This window comes from Huintestinicola butyrica (assembly GCF_025567215.1).
Lineage (GTDB): Bacteria > Bacillota > Clostridia > Oscillospirales > Ruminococcaceae > Huintestinicola > Huintestinicola butyrica.
Window position 1 is genome coordinate 62,848 of record NZ_JAOQKB010000011.1, and the last position, 23,747, is coordinate 86,594.

Sequence of the window (23,747 nt, forward strand, 5' to 3'; positions counted from 1 at the left end):
ATCAGTCATCGAAAAGCACCTCCTCAGCATTGAAAACGGGGCCGTCCTTGCAGACATGAGCGTAATATTCCTCGCCGTCCCTTATGGTGCGGCAGGCACATACCAGGCAGCCGCCTACGCCGCAGCCCATTCTCTCTTCAAGAGATACCTGACATCTTACACCTGCGTCTTTTGCCTGTGCGATTATTCTTTTGAGCATAACAGAGGGGCCACAGGCATAAATGACAGCGGGCTTTTCCTTGGAAAGCACCTCCGCCAGAGCGTCGGTAACAAAGCCCTTCCTGCCCGCAGAACCGTCATCGGTGCAGAGGATAACATCAGCTCCTGCCGATGCAAAATCCTTCTGGAGAATAACTGCGGAAGCGTTTCTGAAGCCGCTTATTACTGTTGCATTCTTTCCGTAATGCCGGGCAATGGGGAGCATAGGAGGATTGCCTATTCCGCCGCCGATGATAACAGCCTTTTCGCTCTTATCCAGTAGCTCAAATCCCCTGCCGCCCAGAGGTGCAACTATATCAATAAGCTGACCCTCGGCAAGCTGAGAAAGCACCTTTGTGCCCTTTCCTCTTACCTCAAAAACAATTCTGAGAGTACCCTTTTCCTTGTCGATACCACAGATGGAAATAGGTCTGCGGAGCATAAAGCCGTCAGCCTTTATGTTCACAAACTGACCGCACACAGCCGCCTGAGCCACCTCGGGACAGCTGATAGTCATATCATATATTTCGGCTGCAAGAGCCTTTTTGCTGATTATAGGGTAAACACCCTGTGTATATTTCATAAGCAGATCCTTTCTTGTTATAAAGGTCGTTTTCTCGGGTCGTCGATAACATACTCCGACTCATCGGGCATGGCGGACTTATCCGCCTCAATTTCGCTGATGTCTATCTGCGGCTTTTCTTCGCTTTCGGCAATTCTGGAGCTGTCGTCAAACCACCTGTCGCAGTCTGAATTCTCCACGCCTATGCTGTCCATATCATTAGCCGAGGGTGCTTCTGTAATACTGTAATTTTGCAAAGGGCGCTCTTCCTTGCCGTAATAATCAAGCTTCTTCTGTTTTCTGAGCCATTTTTCACGGTATTTTACATACTTCGAGTTCTTATCCTTTTCCAGCAGATAGTTGAATTCGGGATAGCCCTCTTCATCTTTAAGCAGGTCCATTTCCTTATAAGAACGTATGGCAAAATCCTCAGACCAGAAGCCAAGCACAGAATAAACCAGCAGAATAAAAATATGGGAGGGCTTCATAGGCTCAAACCTCAGGAATATCTCCAGAACAGTAAAAATGCACAGCAGAATATAAACGACCTGAGATATCCTTGACAGCTTTCGTATCAAGAAAACATCTGAAACAAAGCTCAGGATAAGCAATATGGGAGCAATAAAAAATGTTGCGCCGAACCACGGGAATGAGATAGTTCCGACTTCCTCAGCCAGTATATGGACCATTTTTATTCCCGCACTTGTGTAGCTTACCCAGATATACATACTTGCGGCACTTATCAGTGTCACAGCAAGGTTTACATAGACATTGTAAATTCGGGAAATCATCAAATTTCTTTTTACAATGTCCATTTTTCTGCGGTTTTCTTCGTATTTTTTCTCTCTGACAACTTCCTTTTCCAGGTCGTTCATAATGCCCTCCAATGCTGTAAAAGGGCTGTAACGAATTTCTATATACCGTTACAGCCCGTTTTTGCTTTTAAAGATCAGCTGGATAGCTCCATCAGATCTTTGTTATATCGATCATTTCCATATCGTCAATGTTCTTGCCCATTGCCAGGATATCGGCAACCGCATTTGCAGTGTCGATAGCTGTCAGGCAGCAGATAGAACGCTCAACTGTCTTACGTCTGATCTTAACGCTGTCGTATGCAGGGATACGTCCCTTTGCGGAGGTAGAGATAACGTAGTTTATCTTTCCGCTGTCAAGGAGCGTCATAACGTTGGGCTTTTCTTCCGAAGCCTTTCTTACAACGTTTGCTGCGACCATGTTCCTGTTAAGCGTGGAAGCGGTTCCGCTGGTAGCGTAGATATCAAAGCCAAGCTGCTCGAACTTGTCGGCAACATAGATTATCTCCTGCTTGTCGGTGTCACGTACTGTGATAAGCACGCCGCCGTCCTTCTTCATGTTGTAGCCTGCCGCAACAAGTCCCTTGAAAAGAGCGTCCTCAAAGGTCCTTGCAATACCAAGGCACTCACCTGTGGATTTCATCTCAGGGCCAAGGGCAGTATCAACATCATGGAGCTTTTCAAAGCTGAAGACAGGGACCTTGACTGCAATGAAGTCGCCCTCCTTGTGAAGTCCGCTCTGATATCCCTGCTCCTTAAGGGATTCGCCAAGCATTATCTTTGTAGCGATATCCACCATGGGAACGCCTGTTACCTTTGAAATATAAGGAACAGTTCTGGAAGAACGGGGGTTGACCTCAATAACGTAAACCTCGTTGTTGTAAACAACATACTGGATATTTACCAGACCGATTACGTTAAGAGCCATTGCCAGACGCTTTGTATATTCAACTATAGTCTCTCTTATTCTCTTTGTAAGAGTAAGTGCGGGATATACGGAGATAGAGTCGCCCGAGTGAACACCTGCACGCTCAATGTGCTCCATGATTCCGGGGATAAGGTAGTCAGTACCGTCGCAGATAGCATCTACCTCGACTTCCTTGCCCATCATGTACTTATCGATAAGCACAGGATTTTCAAGAGCGGTTCTGGTGATGATCTCCATGTACTCGATGATATCCTGATCGGAGTGAGCGATTATCATGTTCTGACCGCCGAGAACGTAGGAAGGACGCATAAGAACGGGATAGCCCAGATCCTGAGCAGCCTTAAGAGCTTCCTCGGTGTTCATAACGGTATGACCTGCGGGACGGGGTATTCCGCACTTGTTGAGCAGCTCATCAAAACGCTCTCTGTCCTCAGCAGCATCAATGCTGTCTGCAGAGGTTCCGAGTATCCTTACGCCCATATCGGAAAGGTGCTTTGTAAGCTTGATAGCTGTCTGTCCGCCGAACTGAACAACAACACCGTAAGGCTTTTCAGTCTCAATGATAGACTCAACGTCCTCCTTGGTAAGAGGATCGAAATAAAGTCTGTCGCCTGTGTCAAAGTCGGTAGAAACAGTCTCAGGGTTATTGTTGCAGATAATTGCATCGTAGCCCATTTCCTTAAGCGCCCATACGCAGTGAACGGAGCAGTAGTCGAACTCGATACCCTGACCTATTCTGATAGGACCCGAACCGAAAACTATGACCTTCTTCTTGCCTGTATCAGTGCGGTCAATGAACTGTCTTGCCTCGTTCTCCTCGTCATATGTGGAGTAGAAGTAGGGAGTTTCAGCCTTGAACTCGCCTGCGCAGGTATCAACCATCTTGAATACGGCTCTTGTTCTCTTGGGGCACTTCTGACCGCTCATGCGCTCAATGGTGCTGTCAAGATAACCGTACTTCTTGGCAAGGTCATATTTTTCACAGGTAAGCTCGCCGTCTGCAAGATAAGCTTCCAGATCAGCAAGGTTTTTAAGCTTGGAGAGGAACCACATATCAATCTTTGTGATATCATGTATCTCTTCAAGGGCAACTCCCCTCTTGATAGCCTCGAACACAACAAAGGAACGTTCATCATCTACGTCCTTTATCTTGTTGTATATCTCCTCATCGGAAAGCTTTTTCAGCTTTTTGAGGTTCATGGAATCAAGTCCCAGCTCAATAGAACGTACAGCCTTCATCATAGCCTGCTCGAAAGAGGTTCCTATAGCCATGACCTCACCTGTTGCCATCATCTGAGTGCCGAGAGTACGCTTTGCGTAAACGAATTTATCGAAAGGCCACTTGGGGAACTTTACAACAACATAGTCAAGAGCAGGCTCGAAGCAAGCGTATGTCTTGCCTGTTACTGCATTGATTATCTCGTCGAGAGTGTAGCCAATGGCAATTCTTGTTGCAACCTTTGCAATAGGATATCCTGTTGCCTTGGAAGCCAGTGCGGAAGAACGGGAAACTCTGGGGTTTACCTCGATCACCGCATATTTGAAAGATGTGGGGTGAAGCGCAAACTGGCAGTTGCAGCCGCCCTCTACCTTAAGCTCGGAAATAATGTTCAGAGCCGCAGTTCTGAGCATCTGATATTCCTTATCGGAAAGAGTTACCGCAGGAGCGATTACTATGGAGTCACCTGTGTGAACGCCAACGGGGTCAAAGTTTTCCATGGAGCAGACTGTGATAACATTGCCCTTGCTGTCACGGATAACCTCGAATTCGATCTCCTTCCAGCCGCTTATGCACTTTTCAACAAGTATCTGGGTGATAGGAGAAAGTCTCAGTCCGTTTGTTGCGATATCAATAAGCTCTTCCTCGTTATTTGCGATACCGCCGCCTGTGCCGCCCAGTGTGAATGCGGGACGGACGATAACGGGATAGTGAATGACCTTTGCAAAGTCAACAGCGTCCTCAACTGTCTCAACTACCTTTGAAGGGATAACAGGCTCGCCTATTTTTTCCATAGTGTCCTTGAAAGCCTGTCTGTCCTCTGCCTTGTGGATAGTTTCGGGATTTGCGCCCAGGAGCTTTACATTGTGCTCTGCAAGGAATCCGCACTCAGCAAGCTGCATGGAAAGGGTAAGACCTGTCTGACCGCCGAGAGTGGAAAGAATGCTGTCTGGCTTTTCTATTTCGATTATCTTCTTTACAACGTCAAGTGTAAGGGGTTCGATGTAAACCTTGTCTGCCATTGCCTTATCGGTCATGATGGTAGCAGGGTTGGAGTTGATGAGGACTACCTCCAGACCCTCCTGCTTGAGGGCACGGCAGGCCTGTGTGCCTGCGTAGTCAAACTCGGCTGCCTGACCGATGATGATAGGACCTGAGCCGATTACAAGGACCTTTTTTATATCACTGCGAAGCGGCATCTTACTTAGCCTCCTTTGAGGATTTGATCATATCAATAAATTCGTCGAACAGATATGCGGTATCCTGAGGACCTCCGCAGGCTTCGGGGTGGAACTGCACGGTAAAGCATGGGAAGTTCTTGTATCTTACACCCTCGCAGGTCTGATCGTTCGCATTCTTGTGGGAAACCTCGCCAACAGCGGGATCAAGGCTGTCGCTTACCACTGCATAGCCGTGGTTCTGGGAGGTAACGAATGTCCTGTCAAGTGCGATATCAATAACAGGCTGGTTTGCACCTCTGTGACCGTACTTGAGCTTTTCGGTCTTTGCGCCGTTGGCAAGAGCCATGAGCTGATGACCGAGGCAGATTCCGAAAATGGGTATCTGACATTCCTTGAGCTTTTTCAGGTTCTCAATAACATCTGTATTCTCAGTGGGGTCGCCGGGGCCGTTTGAAAGCATTATTCCATCGGGGTGCATCTCAACGATCTCCTCAGCGGTAGTCCATGAGGGAACGACTGTAACATTACAGCCACGCTTTACAAGCTCTCTTCTGATATTGAACTTGTAGCCGAAGTCATAAAGGACAACATCGTACTTGGGATCCTCAGCCTTAAAGACTTCCTTTTCCTTAACGGTTACGGACTTAACAGCATTCTTTATGGAGAAAGCCTGAATCTGAGCCATAAGCTCGTCCTTCATCTCATATACGTTTTCGGTGGTGATAACGCCGTTCATAACACCGCTTTCACGGATAATTCTTGTAAGGCATCTGGTGTCGATGGAGTGGATACCGATGATATTGTGCTTCTTGAGGAATTCATCGACATTGCCCTCACATCTGAAATTGGAGGGTGAGTTGCACCACTCTCTTACGATATATCCGCTGACGCATGAGCCTTTGGACTCATAGTCATGGTCGTTAACGCCGTAGTTTCCGATAAGGGGAAATGTCTGTGTAACGATCTGGCCGAAGTAGCTGGGATCGGATAAGGTTTCTTCATATCCGGTCATACCCGTTGCAAATACGATCTCTCCGACAGAAGTTCCCTTGGCACCAAAGGAATATCCCTCGAAAATACGTCCGTTTGCAAGCATAACATAAGCCTTGTCTCCCATATTGAATAAAGACATTTGTTATCCTCCTAAAATTTTATAGTTTACCGCTTCGCCGGGCAGTAAGTCAGACTGCCCGACAGTTGACGGGTTATATCACTTGTCCTGGGAAGGAGCCTTGATTGCAGGAATGTGAGAGGTGATATCCTCCTTCATTCTCAAAGCCTCACGTCTTGCAGCACCTGCATAATCGTGTTCATCGCAGCCTTCCTTCTTGTATGCGCACATTATTGCACGGGAAGAGTTTACTATTGCGCCAAGGCCGTTTTCATCAAAGCCCTTTGCAACGCCCTCTGCTCCGCCGCCCTGAGCGCCGTAGCCTGGAACTAAGAAGAATGTGTGAGGAAGCTTTTCACGCATTTCAGCCAGCATTGCGGGATATGTCGCACCCACAACCGCACCTACTGCGGAGTAGCCGTAGCTGCCCATGTACTTTTCTCCCCACTTCTCGCACATATCGCCCATTGTCTCGTAAATGGTCTTGCCATCGCAGAGACGTCTGTCCTGAAGCTCGCCGGAGGACTTGTTGGAGGTCTTTACGAGAACGAAAATGCTTCCGCCTGTTTTGAGAGCAGGCTCGATTCCGTCTGTGCCGAGATATCCGTTTACAGTGAGAGCGTCCGCACCGAAAGGAGCGATTCTTTCGCCGTAAACCTCAGTAGAACCCAGATATGCAGCGGAATAAGCGTCCATAGTAGCGCCGATATCGTTTCTCTTGCCGTCCACGATAACGTACATACCCTTGGACTGAGCATACTTGATAGTCTTGTACAGAGCCTTTACTCCATAGTAGCCGTACATCTCATAATAAGCTGCCTGGGGCTTTACAGCAGGAACGATATCGCACACTGCATCAATAATGCCCTTGTTGAACTTATAAAGAGCGGCAGCTGCTGCCTTGAGACCTGCACCGTGCTTTGCAGCGCACTTTTCCTTGATATATTCGGGAATGTATTCCAGCTTGGGGTCAAGACCTACAACGGTAGGGTTCTGTGTTTCAATGATCTTTTCGATCAGTCTGTCAAATGACATTCTATCACTCCTTTTAACTGCGGACGGATATTCATATATGACCTTGCCCTGAGACACGGTGATAAGCACCTTTCCTCTGAGCTTTTCGCCTTTGAAAACTGTATTGCGTGACTTTGATTTGAACTTGTCGGGATCGACAGTCCACTCCTTGTCAAGGTCTGCAATTATAAATTCAGCGGGAGCGCCCTTTTCGATGACAGCTTCCTTAACGCCGATGAGTCTTCTCGGCTCTGCGGACATAAGCGTTACTATCTTTGTCATAGGCACCTTGCCTGTATGATAAAGTGCGGTAAGAGTTGCCGCAAAGGAAGTTTCAAGACCTACGATGCCGTTGGGAGCCTTTTCAAAATCAGCCTTTTCCTCGGGAGAGTGAGGCGCATGGTCGGTTACGATGCAGTCAACGGTTCCGTCAAGAACGCCCTCCAGCACAGCTCTTCTGTCCTCTTCCTCACGGAGAGGGGGATTCATTCTGTAATCAGCGTCCCTTGCAAGAAGCTTTTCATGTGTAAACATCATATAATGGGGAGCAGTCTCGCAGGTGACCTTTATTCCACGCTTCTTAGCATCACGGATAATGCCTATGCTGCCCTTGGTGGAAACGTGACAAATGTGTATTCTTGCTCCGCAGGAATCGGCAAGAGCGATCTCTCTTGCGGTAATACTGTCCTCGGAAGCCCTGTCCATGCCCTTTACGCCAAGCTTTTCGGATATCTCGCCCTTGTGCATGATGCCGCCGTTTATTATCGCCAGATCTTCGCAGTGGGAAGCAACAAGCAGTCCGCTTTCCTTGCTCTTTTCAAGAGCTTTTCTCATAAATTCGGCATTCTCCACAGGTCTGCCGTCATCGGATATCATCTTTATGCCTGCCTTTGCATACTCGTCCTGGTCGGCAAGCTCTTCGCCATTCATGCCCTTTGTTACGGCACACACAGGATATACCTTAACGCCTGTAGGCGCTGCCTTATCCATAATGTAACGGGCAGTCTCAACGCTGTCGCACACAGGCTTTGTGTTGGGCATACAGCACACTGCCGTAAATCCGCCTGCCGCCGCAGCAGCACAGCCTGTGATAACATCTTCCTTATAAGTCTGTCCGGGATCCCTGAAATGAACATGGATATCGCACAGGGCGGGAAGCGCTGCAAGACCTGTGCAGTCGTAAATAAGGTCTGCATCACAGTTAAGATCTGCACCTACATCTGCAATATCTGTTCCGTCAACAAGGATATCCGCCTTATAGCTGTCATTTTCGCTGTAAACCGTAACGTTTTTATACAGTGTTTTCATTCGCCGATTCCTTTCATAGTGCTTTCCTGCTCAAGGATTATAACCTTGTCGCAGCCGTCAGCCTCTTTGACCATGACCCTGACGGTCTCGTCCCTTGAAGTGGGGACATTTTTTCCTACATAGTCGGGACGTATAGGTAGCTCCCTGTGGCCTCTGTCAACAAGCACAGCAAGCTGAATGCACTTAGGCCGTCCCCTGCTCATAACGGCATCAATAGCCGCACGGCAGCTTCTTCCCGTAAAGATAACATCATCCACGAGAACGACCTTTTTGTCCCTTACATCAAAAGAAACAGAGGACTTATCCTCATCAGCTCTGATATCATCACGGTAAGCGGTGATATCAATAGTACCGATGGGGATATCCAAGCCCTCTGTTTCATGAAGCCTTTCTGCAATGCGCTGAGCGATAAACACGCCCCGTGACATTATTCCAATAAAGCAAAGATCCTCAGCGCCCTTATTACGCTCGATGATCTCGCAGGAAATACGTGCAACAGCACGATTCATGGATTTTTCGTCAAGAATAACTGCTTTCTGAATCATACCCTCACGCCTTTCCATAAAAAAACTGCCCGCCGCAGTACGACAGACAGTTTTGAAAATTCATATAAAACGGCGCACCACAAGCTATACACTTCACAGTGCAGACGCAAATATTCACATTCAAGCTGCCTTGTCGATCTCACGGGATCAACTTAAAGGTTGCTTACTATTGAACATTATACCACACTTATTAAGCAAAGTCAACACAAAAAGCAATGAATTTTTGATGAACATCACAGATATTTAGTGGTTTTCAACGAAAAATGCTGTCAGACCTTGCTTTCTTCCTTGGATTCCTCTATCATTTCAGGCTGATTTTCAGTTTCATCACTGCTGTGCCTGTGTCCCTTGTAAAGCATCTTATCTCTGAGCAGCTGGAGAGATTCGGAGTAATTGTGAGAATGAAATTTGGGGAACGCCCTCAGCAGACGTTCTGTTGCGGTGTCCTTTTCGGATATGAGGCGCTCATACTCACTTCTAAGCTTTTCAAGATTGTACTCATTCATATCCTGCATCTTTTCAACAACGTTATCTTTCACATCTGTCATTTTCTCAACAACATTGTCCTTAGCGTCGATTATCTTATCCACATTGCTCTTTACTTTCAGAGTGCCGGAAGCAAGCTTCTTGCCTGTTTTGACGGAAACTGAAAGCATCAGCTTTGAAAGCTCATCAAGACGTTTTATCTTATTCTGGAGCTTTCTCACAGCCATCAGAGACGCTACAGTATCGAGCAGGATAAGCACTGACATTATTATGACAATGCTCATTCCAAGCTTCACAGGCATTGCATTTATTGCTTTGAGGACCAGCGGCTGAACGTATCTTATGACCACAACGCAGCCTGCGCCGAAAAGCATGGAATTTCTCAGGCATATATAACCCTTGTAGTTGAATTTCATATTAGAATAGTCCCACCATCTGGCGTGGAACAACTTTTCCATTCCCCAGCCCACAAACAGCTCAAAAGCGGTGCAAAGAATGGTCGAGGCCACAAAAAGCGGAACTATCGTGTTGGCTATAGGTCTGAAAAATACCGTGACCATAACAACGCCCAGCCCCTCAATGGGGCATATGGGCATATTCAGGAAGCCTCTGTTCTGATACTCCCCTGTTTCATAGGTCATGTCGATTACTTCGATGCACCAGCCTATAAAGCTCCAGAAGCAGAACATCAGGAACATCTGATATAAACTTAACCCTGCAAAAGGTATAACCTGCATAAAATACGTTCTCCCTTCACGCAAATGCCATGCGTCACACCAGATCCGAGCCGTTTGCCCTGATATGGAACTCAACTCCCAGAAATTCGGCGGATTTTTTGCAAAGTATCATTCTCTGCATAAAAATTTCAAAGTACTCCATTACCGAAGAAATACGCTTGTCAATGGTAAGGTCAAGTATAAGCTCGGTTTTATCTTCATTAAAATAAATCTCGGACTTTTCTACCGCAAAATTCACCCTGTCGTGGATATCCTGCGCCAGACATTCGATATTGCGCACCCTGCTGCGGCGAACATCTGTCTTGTCAGCGATTATAAGAGCTGCCGTGATCGCATTCAAAGGCTGAGCAGTGCCCTCGTCATGATTGCCGATAGCGGATATGATATCGCATATTTCCTCGGCAGGCATATTAAGATTATCCAGCAGACGGAAAGCCATGACAGCTCCGCTCTGAGCGTGGTCAATGCGATTTATAACATTGCCGATATCGTGAAGATATGCGGCTATCATTCCAAGCTCCACCTTGCGTTCATCATAGCCAAGACCCTCAAGGATCATTTTTACCGTATCCGCAACCTTTTCAACGTGAGCAAAGGAATGTTCGGTATAGCCCTGAGCCTTGACCGCCGCATCGGCATTCTTTATATATGTGTGTATATCGGGATTTTGTCTGATATACTTATAAGTAACATTGCTTGACATATTTCTCCTCCGACTGCATCATACATTCATAACGTCATTACTCAAATATTATACCACAGCGGTGAGATTTGTCAAGGAAATTTAACAGCAAACAGGCGATTTCGCCGAAATGTAACCATTTTTTAACTTGATTTTTAACTATCAGACTATTATAATATAAAGAGGAAGAGTATGTATATACATTTTCCTTAACATGGCATAAAAAAAAAGAGCCGCATAAAAAGAACAAAATGATCGGAGATGCGTCATTTGAAAATAATCAGAACTGTGCTGGGCTTATCTGCCGTTTCAGCCGTGCTGATTTTCGGATGTTCCCGTCTTTATAACAACGGAACAGAAGAATCCGGCACAAACGGAGCTACCATCTCGGCAGAAGAATACCCCGTTGAGGAGACCGCTGCAACTGAGGTTACTCCCTCATCAGACAAGGAGCTTTCCCTGACAGAAAGCTCATCTATCTCATTCACATTCTTGGGCGATTGCCTGCTGTCCACCAATGCAGGCGATACCCGCACTGATACATTTGCAAAATATGCCGAGAAATGCGATCCGTCATATTTCTTTGAGAAGGCTGTCCCATACTACAGCAACAGTGATTTTGTCATTGCAAACAATGAATTTGTTTTGTCGGACAGAAACCTGAGCAAGTCAAAAAAGAGCGGAACCGCATTCTGGTTCAGGTCGCCCACATCATACACCGATATTCTGAAAGCAGGTCAGATAGACATTGTGACTATCGCCAACAATCACACCACAGATTACGGTGCAGAGGGCTATAAGGATACTCAGGAAGCGCTGGACGCAGCAGGCATCACATGGGGTGATCTACAAAATCCCGTGTATGTTGAAAAGGACGGCGTTAAGTTCGGAATAATCTGTACAGGGTTATTCAGTCCATATTATGACCAGCTTATAACTCCTGTAATAGAGGAAGTCAAGGAAAACAGCGACATTCAGATAATGTATTTCCACGGCGGCACAGAAAAAGAGCACGTTCCTGACGACTGGCTCGTTGAGCTTTGCCATAAGTATGCCGATATGGGCGTTGACCTTATAGTCGGTTCTCACCCTCATGTACTTCGTCCGATGGAAGAGTACAACGGAGTGGACATCATCTATTCTCTTGGCAACTTCTGCTATGGCGGAAACCGTCTTCCCGAGAACAGAACGGTTATTCTTACTGAGACTTTCACATTTGATGAAAACGGCAACTACATATCCCAGGACGAAGAGTTCACGCCATTTTACGTATATGGCGGCGACCATAACTACTGGCAGCCAGTTCCAATAAGCGATCCTGTGGATATATCAAAAACTCTGGCATTTATGTACGGCGCAGCTGAACTGCCGTATTAAGAATATGATATGATTTTAAGCACCTGCTTTGCGGGTGCTTTTTTGTTGGAGTGCAATCACTTCAAAAGAGCAAAGCATTTTCTCCATTCAGATGACATCATCATATCTATTTGATTTTGAATCATTTCACTATGTCTTGGCTGAATAATAAAGAAATAATATCTTTGCGAAATAGGTATAAATTTAATGCAAAGCCCTGCTGCATCGGATAACATTTCATGTGAAAGCAATTCCTTATGCCGATTTATATAAAAAGTATCATTGTACCGAGCCTTATGCTGATAATATATCACACTGGCACCTTGAGAATAATAATCTGTCAGTTCGCTTGGTTCAACATATTTATTGGCTCTGGGCGTGCCTGCAGCAGATCTTACGATCATGCCATTATCAGGATCAACAAACACGACATCAATGCCTAAAAGCGTTTTTAATGCGTTCTCATGCCAATCACTGCGGAAATCAAAACGTTCTGATTTATTTTTATCGGAAAAATCAAGTGGAGCTGAGTAAAACTTAGCCTGAAGAATATTATTATTTTCAAGTGACGATACATTACGCTGCCCACAGCTTATGATCTTTTTCAGTTCTGAATATAACTGTTCATCACAATTCTTATATTGAGAATAATCTACAAATTTCCCGTCTTTATTATTCAATTCCTTTGAAGTAAGATTTGGATTAAGATACCAGTTTACACCGACCGAGAACCCTGCTGCATAAAGCGTGCGAAGCAATCCCAATTTTCCAAAATCTCCGATATCACCTGCATAACGATTTTGCATAATTTCACCTTTTATATTATTTATTGAAAGTTATTATACACTGTACAGGCAGATAAGTCAAGAAAAATAAAAAATGCAAGTCAGGCAGAGAATTTCTCCAACTGACTTGCATTTATATTTTACTTTACGTTAAGTGCATTAAATCAGCTTTAAATGCGCATTTTACGCCTTCATAGCCTCTTCAACAGCAACATTATATCCAGTAAATTCAAGAGTATATAGAAAATTGTGTATTACTTGTGTATTTCATTCAGCTGCCAATATCTGTATCAAAGCAGAAATGCAGCATAAAGAGGTATTGAAATAACATCTTCGGTCTTGCCAAAATTCTTCTGAGAAAATCTTATTGCATAATCGGGAGAATATTTCTGCTTGAATACACTCAGGCTCCTTGAACGGACGTGTTCACCCTTTTTAACTTCAATAGCATAGATCTTATCGTTCTTTTGCAGAACAAAATCAAGCTCAGCCTGTGAGTTGGCTACCGTCCAATAGTAAAGTGGATAATTCTTTGACGCAAGCTGCTGTGCAATATAGTTCTCGGTAACAGCTCCCATAAAGATATTGGATTCACCTGTGATGATCGTGTTTACAGACATCTGAGATTTGTTTACAAGCAGTCCCACATCAGACATATATATCTTGAATGAGGTCTGATCCGCATAAACAGGCAGGGGCATATTTCCCTGATCCACACGCTGGCATTCAAGAATAACGCCTGCCTGTTTAAGCCATTCAAGCGATGCTCCGAAAATTGAGGAAGAGCCACCTTTTTGTACAACCTTGTACTGAAACTTCTTGTTATCCTTTGCAAGCTGCGCAGGAATTGAATTATAGCAGGCACGAATCTTTACCGCTTCGGAATTGCTTGCATATTTCGCCATATCGGCTGTATAGCTGTCGATAATGCTGCTCTGAACAAGACTTGCATCAATATATGAATTTGTTTCAATAAAGGCTTTGACAGCTTCAGGCATTCCACCGATTATCAGATAATCGTGATACAGATCAAGTGCTTTTTGATGCAGTCCCTCATTTATGGGTGACATTTGTGTATAGCATTCGGTTATTTCGTCAATAAGCAAGTCATTTCCCGTTGCCGTAAGGAATTCCTCAAAATCCAGAGGAAAAAGCCTGAGAACATTCACTTTGCCAACAGGGAATGAAGTCTGATTTCGGTTTATGGCAACACCAAGCAGGCTTCCTGCGGCAGCAATGTGATAATCGGGAGCTTCTTCGCAAAAATATTTCAGCGAAGTCACAGCACGCTCGCAGGACTGTATCTCATCAAGGATAATAAGCGTTTCATTTGGCAGGATACGCTCTCCTGTTTCCGCTTCAAGATATTTTATCAGCTTTGAAGGTGAAATATCATCATTGAACATTGAAGCGACCGTGCCGTTGCTTTCAAGGTTTACATAAACTGTGTTTTTGTAGTTCTCTCTGCCAAATTCACGGAGGATAAATGTTTTGCCGACCTGTCTTGCTCCGTTGAGGATAAGCGGCTTTCTTGCAGATGAGTTTTTCCATTCGACAAGCTGCTGTGTGATCTTACGCTTCATTCTATCAGTCCTTTCAGGTATAATATAGGCTTTCTTTGAGTTTATTATACCATCTTCTAATAGTTAAGTCAATATTTTTATGAAATAATCATAAAAATATTGACTTAAAACTATGCATTAATCATTTCAGCATTGCTTTTTATATTCTCGATAATTCTTATAATAAGCTCTCGTTTGGTTGTATCAAACATCTTTATAAAACTAAAAGGCTTATCAAAGGGAGGCTTCATAAGAATCTTTACATCATCAATATAACCATTATTTTCAATATGCATAATGATCTTATGAATAAAAGCTATCTGTTTCTGATTAAGTGAACTGTCATTTATGAATTCCGAGAATGCATTCATAGCACTTTCATGATCCAGTTTTGCTATTTTTCTCACCAGCAGACCAAACGGCGTATCTCCATATTCACGCTTATAATCCTCTGAATTACCAAGCTCTTTTGTCAAAATTCTCTCAAGCTCATCATAATCCTGCTGAGCAAGTGGCAAATTGTGATTAAGCTTGTATATTGCAGGATCATTCTTATGTTCTTCGATATATCTGTTTACCTTTTTACGGTAATCTTCAAAATCATAGGCAGCATCAAGAATCTTTCCTTCACTTATAGTTTCAGTCGGATCCGAAAGTTTTGTAAATATCTTTTTCCGTCCTTCGCCATCGTTTAGGAACTGGATAAGATAACGCAGTTCATCTCTTACCTTATCTAATGTAAGTATGCTCATATCCTGCCAGAATGTATCTTCCTGAATATCTTTTATAAGTTTAATTTTCTGCTGTACCTGCGGGATATTAGCTCTCTTTTCAAGCATTGCGGCTGTCTGACAAAGTTGATTTTTCATATATGACCTTGTAGGAAGATTATCTGCGTATGCGATCATAAATCCATACATAAAGCTATCAAATCGTTTTGCAAATTCATCTTTTTCAGTAGATGCAACAAGCGGAGCAATATGATTTTTCAATTCTCCTCTGTCCATTTCGGTCAGCAAATCAAAACTATCAGCCTTATTGAACTTCTCAACAAATTCTTTTCGCAGACGCACTGAAAGAATGTCATAGGAAAGAGCAGCAATATCTGAATGACATTTATCCGTTAATGATTTTCTGAAAATCTGATACTTATCATCGGAATAAGCAATATCTTGCATAGCAAAGATCAGGTCTACCGTCTTGCAGAAAATACTTTCGGTCAATGACTTTGTTTCAGAAGATTCAAAGCCATTTTTGTTCTGACGAAAAAATTCAAAGTTTCCGCAATAATCGAATATAAGGAATCGACGCTTGTCTGTATATTCACCATCAATTTGATCTATACAGTTGAGATCTCTGCAAAGTCTTGTACCTCTGCCTATCATCTGCCAGAACTTAGTCTTTGAACGAACCTTCTTGAAGAAAACAAGATTAACACATTCCGGAACGTCAATGCCGGTATCCATCATATCAACTGAAACAGCAATAAAGGGCGGTTTTGCTGCTATCTTGAAGTCATCAATTATCGTCTGAGCATAGCTGTCATCACAGGTCACACGCTGTGCAAACGTACCGTTATACTTGGGATAAAGCTTGTTGAATCGTTGAACGATATATTCAGCGTGCTCCTTATTCTGTGCAAAGATGATTGTTTTGCCCAGCCTGTCTCCGCCTTCATTTTTTATACCTCGTTCCATTAGATCCTGCAATACCGCATCAACAGTATTTTCATTGAAAACAAATTTATTCAAAGCAGCCGACGGTACAAAATCGGGCATATATCCATCTTCGGTGAAATCGTCCTCATAGCGTTCCTTGTCTTCATCGGGAAGATCGTCGTATGTTATGCCTTCATCAAGGAACTTTGTTTTCACCTCATAGTTATAGTACGGCACAAGAACATGATCGGTATAAACCGCTGTTTCGTAATCATACGCATAAGTTGGCACACCATTCTCGACTTCAAAGAAATCATAGGTATTTCTGTCCACATCTGTTTTAGGCGTAGCTGTAAGTCCGACGGTTATTGCATCAAAATATTCAAAGATCGCTCTGTATTTCTTGAAAATACTTCTGTGGCTTTCGTCTGTGATGATAAGATCGAAATGTGCAGGTGAAAACAACGGTATTCCTTCTTGAGTCTTGGTGCTGTCGATTGAGTTAAGAATTGTAGGATATGTTGAAAAAACTATTCTTGCGTTTCTGTCGTCTTTATTGCTGCAAAGATTACAGAGTGACATATCCGGCAGGTAATTTTTAAAATCATCTCTTGCCTGTTTTACGAGTGCAGTTCTATCGGCAAGGAACAAAATGTTTGTGAGATATCCGCCTCGGCTGAGAACATCAGTCAGACTGGCAGCCGTCCTCGTTTTTCCGGTACCCGTTGCCATAACAAGGAGAGCTTTTCGGAAACCTTGTTCAATGTGCTCACATACCGCACGGATAGCTTCTTTCTGATAATATCTGTCTGTTATCTTATCGCTTATTTCAATAGTATTGAGCTTTTTGCGTATATCTCTGCGTCCTATGAGCTTTTCAAGGTCGGATTTGGTGAAAAATCCGCTGACTTTTCTCTGGGGAGAAGAAAAATCGTCCCAGAAATATGTATCAAAGCCATTGGAAGTGAACATCATCGGCCGTCTGCCAAACTTTCTTTCAAGACAATCAGCATACAGACAAGCCTGCTTCCTGCCATTGTTTGCATCTTTTCCCGTGCGTTTTGCTTCAATAACAGCAAGGGGCAAACCATCTTTTCCGAAAAGTACATAATCGGCATAGCCTTTCTGTCCAAGCACGCCGTTCATATCATCGACTTCGTATTCTTCAACAACATCTTTATCCACGCCGTCAAACTTCCAGCCCATAGATTTAAGATCAACGTCAATATAGCATTTTCTTGTTTCCCATTCGGAAAGATCCATAGACGAAAAGCTTCGGCTGTCCTGTTTTGTCTGTTTGTCCGCCGTAAGACTTGCTGACATTTCTGTAATTTTCTGCTGAAGTGCCTTTATCTCGCTTTCCTTCTGCTCAATAAGGGATTCCTGTTCTTTTATCTTCTTTGTATCGATATTGACTTTTTCAGCGGGAATAAGCGCTGCATCAAACTTTCTTTCTGCATAATCCGCACCATAACAGTAATCTATCCACTCAATAAACTCAAATAAGCCTTCCAATGACATAAGTGCATCAGAATTGCTGACTGATTTTTCGGTGTGCACAGCAAGATTTCCAAGCTTTATAATAAACGGCAGCTTGTTCCATGTGTTCGTATCCAAAGCAAAACGAAAAGACGTTTCATGAATAAGCGACTGGAGATTGTCTTTATATGGCATTTTTATAGTATTATCCGCAGAGTAAACCCATTTTACAGCAAGCTCCAAAGCTTTTCTGCAGCCTACGGCACACATAGCAGGAGAGGTCGAAAACACCTTTTCGGCTTCTATTGCAGCTTTTGAAAACAGGGCATATTCGGAAATATCGCTTAAAAATTCAAAATTGGTCATAGAATTTTACTCTCCTTATGTTTTTTATTAATAATTGTACGTCAAATTTCGATTTGTCGATTGTTTTGACGAAGTCGGCGAATTGGTTTTGCTGTTCTATTGGAGGCAAAATTATGGGAAAATCTTCAACCTGATCTAGGTTTATCTGCCTTTTATCTATTCCTCCAACACACACCTTGCGAATATATTTTCTATATGCTTCACCTGTAAGAATAGTCACAACGTACTCAGGCACAACTGAGTTATTTAATCTTACCAGATAAACATGTCCATTGATATTGGCAGTACCATCTTTCCCCAAAAACAAAGCAGCTCTTCCTAAACTACTATTTTCGGTATTAACTCTTCCTGTTTTTGTGATAAGAATATCCTTGTATCTTACTGAACTTTTTTGCATTTTTCGATGGGTAATCTCATCAATATAAACGACATCAGAAAGATCTATTTTATTTCTCCATATATTTTGGCTTCTCAAAAAAGTCACACCATTATCAATATAATTTTCACTTCCACCTTTAGGCGTATTTCCATTGGTAATTAGTGATGACAATTCTTTCAATGGCTTAACATTCCATCCATTAGGATTATCTATCGGATCCCCAAACATCTCCACAAATTGTGATTTAATTAATAAATCAAGTCCACCTAAAATTTCAGTGCAATTACGTATTATTAAATCAACTTTTTTTAATGTCATACTAATTTTATCTTGTTCGGTAAGGGAAGAAAGCTGAAAGCATAACTCGTTGAGTACGTTTTTATTAATAGCTTTAAAAGTACTGCCCGTTCCTAATGATTGAAGCATTGATACTTTGCTTTTAAGCAAATACCATATATAATTCCTAGAAACCATATCGCTATTAACAGTAATAGCTGCAAGACCTCGTCCAATGCAACAATGCTCAGTAGCTATGTTTAAAGCACCAATAGGCGCACGCACAGAAACAAGTATATCTCCTTTTTCAACTACCTTTGTTGGAATTGTGCACCAATGCCTAGTTATTGGATACATTTCTCCAAAATCTGCATTTCCTTGATAAAATGGAATACCCTCACCATTTTTGTTGTAAGTGGAGGAATCTGGTGATTGACCCATATTAATTCTGCAAACTTCACCCAAAGTCACATATTTTTTCACACTGTCACCTCCTCAGAGGAAACAAACATCTGCTCGACTTTTTGTGATTTGGAATTATCCGATATACTTTCTGTGGCTTATTTTTACATTATTCTGATCTACCATTGCATACTGCATTGTAGTGTCAATTTTGCTGTGTCCGAGCAGTTTCTGAACCTGCTCGATAGGCATTCCTTTATCTATTGCTCTCGTTGCAAGCGTTCGCCTGAATTTGTGGGGGTGTACCTTTGTAATACCAAGCATACGACCAAGATTGCGAAGTCTGATTTCAACTCCGCTTATCTTAAGTCGCTCATTTGGCTTCAAAAGCGATACAAATAATGCCGGATTTTCGTCTGTTCGTGTTTCAAGATAATTCCGCAAATGAATTTTTGTCCTTGCATCAAAGTAAACAGGCCGTTCTTTGCTCCCTTTACCGAAAACAACACATTCTCTGTTTTCAAAATCCACATCGGCAATGTTTAATCCAACAAGTTCTCCGACACGCATTCCTGTTGATGCAAGCATATCTATGATAGCAAGATCACGGAGATTTTCGCAGTTGTCACGCATTCGTTCCAACGCTTCATCGGTATAAGTTTCCTTTACCGTTTTGGCTGATTTTATCTTGTGAATCCTGCGAACTGGACTTTTCAGAATGTAATCCTCATCTTCAAGCCACGCAAAAAAGCTTGAAAGAATACGGCGTATATTGTCAATATTGCCTTTACTGCAGCTGTTTGCTCTCTGATACTCCGCAAGATATTCACGCAGATCATCGGTTGTGATATGTGTTATATGCTTATCGGTATCGGAAAGCATTTTGTTGATAGTGGACTGATAATATTTCAGCGTTTTCTCGCTGCAGCCTTCAATTCGCTTGGCATTTACAAATGCCGACAGAAGTTCTCTGTTATTCATTTCAGCCGAACAGTCGGTTTCAGTTTTTTCATTGATCTCAACATTCCATAGGGTATGCTCCAGGACTTTACGCAGCTGTAAAAGCTGTGCATTGTCAAGGTACGGAAGCATTTCCTGCGTTATATTAAGGATAATTTGTTCTTTCATTTGATACACCTCATAAAATCATAGTGTACCAACCTCCTGCACCGCTGAAATATCAGCCAAAATATTCCTGCATCAACGTTTTTTTCAGCGTTTCAGCTTTTTCAAGTGTCTTTTTTACTGCCAATTTCGATTTGTCGATTTGCTGAACAAAATCGGCAAACTCGTTTTGTAACGAAATGGGTGGCATAGGGACTGTCATTTTTTTTAATTTAACAATAGTCAAAGCACTATATGCCGAACCTGCAACATTTGCTGACTTAAAATCATCTATCAAATTTGCTAAAGCTTCTTTTAGATAAATAGGATTGGTTTCCTCGCTATGAATTGAAATAATATTACCATCTTTATAATAAAAATCTTTTTGTCCATCTACAATCCACATTTTTCCTATTGTGCCTACTGCAGACATCAAAATATCACCTTTGCAAGGAACACCATTGGTTTTCCTTATGCACTCATATTGCTTTTTCGATATAAATAACTCAACTGATGGTTCTTGTCCGTTGCCAAGTTCAATAATTTCTTTGCTGCGGTAAAATGGTATTCCTGACTCAACATAATCTGCGGCGTGAACTCTTTTACTTGAACCTATTTGTGCAAAATTATCAAGTGATATATTGGGAAATATTGAGGATATCCTAATATCCCCAAACATCTCCACAAATTGTGATTTGACGAGTAAATCAAGTTTTTCAAGGATAGTGTTGCAGAGTTTTATTGCGTTGGTAACTTTGTCCAATTTGGAAACAATTATATGTTGTTCATTCATTTCTGGAAGAGGAATAATCATTTTTCTCATCATTGACTGATTAAGCTTTTGTCTTGTGGCTCCATTTACTATAGAACTAACATTATAAAACATAAGTGAATAACACAAATAATCAACATCAATGCATTCTTTGGCTTTTAGTACATGCGCATGATTATTTACCCAACATTTTCCAGATGTTCGATAAGCAATAGGCTTTTCTGTCGAACCAAAATTACCGCCATCCTCTGCAAGCAAAACTAATTCATCATCAAAAATATAATCATCAACATAATCTTGCACACCATTAGCTCCATAATAAGGATATATGCCTTTATTACGATTCTTTGAAGTAACAGGAACTCGTTGACTATCAAGAATATCACATACATCTTCTAAAAAGACAAGCTTACTCATCCAACAATCCCCCCAACTCCGACAGAACATCGCCAAGCTCCTTATATAAGCCGTTAATATCTGCCATTATCTCACTTGTCGGAGGATATTCCACAGCAACATACTCGGTTTTCTTGTATTTATTGATTGAAAGGTCATAATCATTATCAACAATTTCCTGCTTCGGAACAAAAAAGCTCTGATTGGTGCGTTCTCTGTCCCTTTCACCGTCAGGATTGTGAAAGCGTGCAATAATATCTGGAATGTCATTTTCGGCGACTTCCGAACGCTTATCATCAAGTGAAAAGCCATCAGCTTTCATATCGTAGAACCAGACATTGTCAGTTCCTCCCGCATCTGTCTTGACAAATACAAGAACAGCTGTGGAAACACCCGCATAAGGCTTGAATACGCCACTTGGCATTGAAATAACAGCTTTGAGCTGATGATTTTCGATAAGCTCCTTACGAATAGATTTATGAGCGTTTGATGAACCGAATAGCACGCCATCAGGAACGATGCAAGCACATCTGCCGCCCTTCTGTAAAAGGCGAAGAAACAGTGCAAGGAAAAGAAGCTCGGTTTTCTTTGTATTTGTAACTGCTTTTAGATTATCGTTTATGCTCTCTGCATCAACAGATCCCTTGAACGGCGGATTTGCCAAACATACCGTGAATTTTCCACTGACGTTATTCTGCTTTGAAACACTGTCTTTATAATCAATATCGGGATTTGCTATTGAATGAAGCATTAAGTTCATTGCAGAAATACGAAGCATAGTCTGGTCAGTATCATACCCGGAGAAAGTTTTTGAACCGAAGTTTTCCCACTGTTCATCAGTCATTATATCCTCATAATGCTTTCTGATATACTCCGCTGCTGACACAAGAAAACCGGCTGTGCCGCAAGCAGGATCACATATTATATCATCGGGAGTAGGTGCGATAAGCTCGACCATCATTTCACGTATATGCTTTGGTGTACGAAACTGACCATTCTGACCTGCCGTCGAAAGCTTACCAAGCATATATTCATAGAGATCACCCTGCATATCAAGATCAGCAATATCATGCTCATAAAGATCATCAAGACCTGTGATTATCTTCTGAAGCACCTGCGGATTCGGGATCACAAAAACGGCATTATCCATATAACGTGTGAATGCGGTCTGTCGGGTTTCAGTGCTGTCATTGTCAGGCAGTTCGATAAGTTCGCCGTTTGCATCAAAATCAGGAAGTTTTCCGTATTTCATTTTCTTTACCGCAGGAAAAACACGCTGTGATATAAGCTCATATATCTCACGGGGATCTCTGTTCTTGAACTTGCTCCAACGCATAGACTGACCTATCTCTGACTGCGGAAAGATATAGTCACCCTTTTCACCTGTCATATTAGCAAATTCTTCCTGTTCCAGCTCCTTTTCGTCAAGCGAACGTATGAACATAAGGTATGTAAGCTGTTCAATTACGGTAAGCGGATTGGTTATTCCTCCTGCCCATATATCTGTCCAGATCTTGTCAATTTTATTTTTGATAACTCCTGTAACCATTATTTATCCTCCGTTAAATCATTTTCCCGTAAACAGGAAATCATAACTCAAATCAAACGCCTCAACGATTCGGTTAAGATCAGAAAAATTCAATCCTCGTTTTGAAGCATTTGGTATAGATTTATTATATAATCTCTCAATTTTTTTACTTGCCAGCTTAATTCTGATAAGTTCTTCCTGCCCAATGTTGACTTTTTCAAGGTTATTCATAATAATATAAGATATTTTTACTTGTAAAACCTGATATCCTGCATTAGACGGCAACTTGTTCATAACACCGAGCAGATAATCCTTCACGCCAATTTTGTCAATTATATCAACTGCTTGATCCTCGGTATTAAATTCCGTTTTGTCTAAAAGATAGTCAACACTGCAGCCCAGATATTCCGCTACAGCTTTAAGCTGAGCTTCACTCATACTCGTTCCATTTAGGAAACTTGCTATATTATCTGGGTGCGACTTAAATATCCAATATATCTTGCGAAATACATTTGCGTCATCAGGAATTTCCGCTTTAATATCAGCAGAACCAGGACGTTCATCAAGGAAATAGTCAACAGGTACTTGAAAATATTCTGAAAGTTTTTTTAGTGTATCAGAGTTTACGTTTGCTCCTGCTTCCCACCTTTTCAAATTTCCTGAACTTAATCCGAGTTTCTTTAGAATAGGAGATGGCTTAACATTTCTCTCCGCACACAATTCCATAAATTTGTCATAAAACACAAAAATCACTCCCTAAATATGTACATTACACAGAAAATGTTATATAATATACTCAGCAGTGCGTAATACGCCTTGACAATCTCACTAAAGTGAGACATAATGAGTTTTAGTAAGACACAAAGTGAGATTTGTGTCTTACTATTTAAATTATATCACA

The 23,747-nt window shown here is 42.3% G+C and carries 17 protein-coding genes and 1 pseudogene; 1 reads left to right on the top strand and 17 read right to left on the bottom strand.

Annotated elements, in window-relative coordinates; translation table 11 throughout:
• Position 1 precedes the first annotated feature (1 nt).
• The 9 genes and pseudogenes from OCV68_RS11365 to OCV68_RS11405 form a co-directional block, all read right to left on the bottom strand.
• Positions 2 to 781 (bottom strand): dihydroorotate dehydrogenase electron transfer subunit, encoded by a 780-nt coding sequence (locus OCV68_RS11365; RefSeq protein ID WP_022475682.1) that lies wholly within the window; start codon positions 779 to 781, stop codon positions 2 to 4.
• Between the two features lie 17 nt (positions 782 to 798).
• Complete coding sequence (locus OCV68_RS11370) at positions 799 to 1,635, bottom strand: MFS transporter (RefSeq protein WP_262572750.1); 837 nt, start codon at positions 1,633 to 1,635, stop codon at positions 799 to 801.
• Between the two features lie 91 nt (positions 1,636 to 1,726).
• Complete coding sequence (gene carB / locus OCV68_RS11375; protein ID WP_262572752.1) at positions 1,727 to 4,918, bottom strand: carbamoyl-phosphate synthase large subunit; 3,192 nt, start codon at positions 4,916 to 4,918, stop codon at positions 1,727 to 1,729.
• Between the two features lies 1 nt (position 4,919).
• Positions 4,920 to 6,032: a carbamoyl phosphate synthase small subunit gene (locus tag OCV68_RS11380; RefSeq protein WP_022475685.1), complete on the bottom strand. Its 1,113-nt coding sequence runs from the start codon at positions 6,030 to 6,032 to the stop codon at positions 4,920 to 4,922.
• A gap of 78 nt (positions 6,033 to 6,110) precedes the next feature.
• Positions 6,111 to 7,046 carry an orotidine-5'-phosphate decarboxylase gene (gene pyrF, locus OCV68_RS11385; RefSeq protein WP_147621833.1) on the bottom strand — a complete coding sequence of 312 codons (936 nt, stop codon included), beginning with the start codon at positions 7,044 to 7,046 and terminating at the stop codon, positions 6,111 to 6,113.
• A gap of 39 nt (positions 7,047 to 7,085) precedes the next feature.
• Positions 7,086 to 8,333, bottom strand: a pseudogene (locus tag OCV68_RS11390) (dihydroorotase); the annotation flags it as partial.
• Positions 8,330 to 8,878 (bottom strand): bifunctional pyr operon transcriptional regulator/uracil phosphoribosyltransferase PyrR, encoded by a 549-nt coding sequence (gene pyrR / locus OCV68_RS11395; RefSeq protein ID WP_147621504.1) that lies wholly within the window; start codon positions 8,876 to 8,878, stop codon positions 8,330 to 8,332. The gene pyrR and the pseudogene OCV68_RS11390, both read right to left, overlap by 4 nt.
• A gap of 269 nt (positions 8,879 to 9,147) precedes the next feature.
• Positions 9,148 to 10,101: a putative ABC transporter permease gene (locus tag OCV68_RS11400; protein ID WP_262572756.1), complete on the bottom strand. Its 954-nt coding sequence runs from the start codon at positions 10,099 to 10,101 to the stop codon at positions 9,148 to 9,150.
• A gap of 34 nt (positions 10,102 to 10,135) precedes the next feature.
• Positions 10,136 to 10,804 carry an HD domain-containing protein gene (locus OCV68_RS11405; RefSeq protein WP_262572759.1) on the bottom strand — a complete coding sequence of 223 codons (669 nt, stop codon included), beginning with the start codon at positions 10,802 to 10,804 and terminating at the stop codon, positions 10,136 to 10,138.
• A 249-nt stretch (positions 10,805 to 11,053) separates the two neighbouring features.
• Between OCV68_RS11405 and OCV68_RS11410 the strand changes: the two genes are divergently transcribed.
• On the top strand, positions 11,054 to 12,160 hold the full coding sequence (locus OCV68_RS11410; protein ID WP_022475690.1) for a CapA family protein: 1,107 nt from the start codon (positions 11,054 to 11,056) through the stop codon (positions 12,158 to 12,160).
• 56 nt (positions 12,161 to 12,216) lie between these two features.
• Here OCV68_RS11410 and OCV68_RS11415 read toward each other — a convergent pair whose 3' ends face one another.
• From OCV68_RS11415 to OCV68_RS11450, 8 genes are all read right to left on the bottom strand, one after another.
• Complete coding sequence (locus tag OCV68_RS11415; RefSeq protein WP_147621501.1) at positions 12,217 to 12,945, bottom strand: hypothetical protein; 729 nt, start codon at positions 12,943 to 12,945, stop codon at positions 12,217 to 12,219.
• Positions 12,946 to 13,214: 269 nt separating this feature from the next.
• Complete coding sequence (locus tag OCV68_RS11420) at positions 13,215 to 14,507, bottom strand: ATP-binding protein (RefSeq protein ID WP_262572762.1); 1,293 nt, start codon at positions 14,505 to 14,507, stop codon at positions 13,215 to 13,217.
• A 110-nt stretch (positions 14,508 to 14,617) separates the two neighbouring features.
• On the bottom strand, positions 14,618 to 17,989 hold the full coding sequence (locus OCV68_RS11425) for a DEAD/DEAH box helicase family protein (RefSeq protein ID WP_262572764.1): 3,372 nt from the start codon (positions 17,987 to 17,989) through the stop codon (positions 14,618 to 14,620).
• Positions 17,976 to 19,127 (bottom strand): restriction endonuclease subunit S, encoded by a 1,152-nt coding sequence (locus OCV68_RS11430; protein WP_262572765.1) that lies wholly within the window; start codon positions 19,125 to 19,127, stop codon positions 17,976 to 17,978. The genes OCV68_RS11425 and OCV68_RS11430 overlap by 14 nt, the downstream gene beginning before the upstream one ends.
• A 54-nt stretch (positions 19,128 to 19,181) precedes the next feature.
• Complete coding sequence (gene xerA / locus OCV68_RS11435) at positions 19,182 to 20,174, bottom strand: site-specific tyrosine recombinase/integron integrase (protein WP_262572768.1); 993 nt, start codon at positions 20,172 to 20,174, stop codon at positions 19,182 to 19,184.
• Between the two features lie 52 nt (positions 20,175 to 20,226).
• On the bottom strand, positions 20,227 to 21,339 hold the full coding sequence (locus OCV68_RS11440) for a restriction endonuclease subunit S (protein WP_262572769.1): 1,113 nt from the start codon (positions 21,337 to 21,339) through the stop codon (positions 20,227 to 20,229).
• On the bottom strand, positions 21,332 to 22,867 hold the full coding sequence (locus OCV68_RS11445) for a type I restriction-modification system subunit M (protein WP_262572770.1): 1,536 nt from the start codon (positions 22,865 to 22,867) through the stop codon (positions 21,332 to 21,334). Before OCV68_RS11445 ends, OCV68_RS11440 begins: the two co-directional genes overlap by 8 nt.
• An 18-nt stretch (positions 22,868 to 22,885) precedes the next feature.
• Positions 22,886 to 23,590: a helix-turn-helix domain-containing protein gene (locus OCV68_RS11450; RefSeq protein WP_262572771.1), complete on the bottom strand. Its 705-nt coding sequence runs from the start codon at positions 23,588 to 23,590 to the stop codon at positions 22,886 to 22,888.
• Positions 23,591 to 23,747 lie beyond the last annotated feature (157 nt).

Coding starts and splice junctions, on each gene's coding strand:
- OCV68_RS11365 (WP_022475682.1), bottom strand. CDS start 781: ATGAAATATACACAGGGTGTTTACCCTATAATCAGCAAAAAGGCTCTT.
- OCV68_RS11370 (WP_262572750.1), bottom strand. CDS start 1,635: ATGAACGACCTGGAAAAGGAAGTTGTCAGAGAGAAAAAATACGAAGAA.
- carB (WP_262572752.1), bottom strand. CDS start 4,918: ATGCCGCTTCGCAGTGATATAAAAAAGGTCCTTGTAATCGGCTCAGGT.
- OCV68_RS11380 (WP_022475685.1), bottom strand. CDS start 6,032: ATGTCTTTATTCAATATGGGAGACAAGGCTTATGTTATGCTTGCAAAC.
- pyrF (WP_147621833.1), bottom strand. CDS start 7,046: ATGTCATTTGACAGACTGATCGAAAAGATCATTGAAACACAGAACCCT.
- pyrR (WP_147621504.1), bottom strand. CDS start 8,878: ATGATTCAGAAAGCAGTTATTCTTGACGAAAAATCCATGAATCGTGCT.
- OCV68_RS11400 (WP_262572756.1), bottom strand. CDS start 10,101: ATGCAGGTTATACCTTTTGCAGGGTTAAGTTTATATCAGATGTTCCTG.
- OCV68_RS11405 (WP_262572759.1), bottom strand. CDS start 10,804: ATGTCAAGCAATGTTACTTATAAGTATATCAGACAAAATCCCGATATA.
- OCV68_RS11415 (WP_147621501.1), bottom strand. CDS start 12,945: ATGCAAAATCGTTATGCAGGTGATATCGGAGATTTTGGAAAATTGGGA.
- OCV68_RS11420 (WP_262572762.1), bottom strand. CDS start 14,507: ATGAAGCGTAAGATCACACAGCAGCTTGTCGAATGGAAAAACTCATCT.
- OCV68_RS11425 (WP_262572764.1), bottom strand. CDS start 17,989: ATGACCAATTTTGAATTTTTAAGCGATATTTCCGAATATGCCCTGTTT.
- xerA (WP_262572768.1), bottom strand. CDS start 20,174: ATGAAAGAACAAATTATCCTTAATATAACGCAGGAAATGCTTCCGTAC.
- OCV68_RS11440 (WP_262572769.1), bottom strand. CDS start 21,339: ATGAGTAAGCTTGTCTTTTTAGAAGATGTATGTGATATTCTTGATAGT.
- OCV68_RS11445 (WP_262572770.1), bottom strand. CDS start 22,867: ATGGTTACAGGAGTTATCAAAAATAAAATTGACAAGATCTGGACAGAT.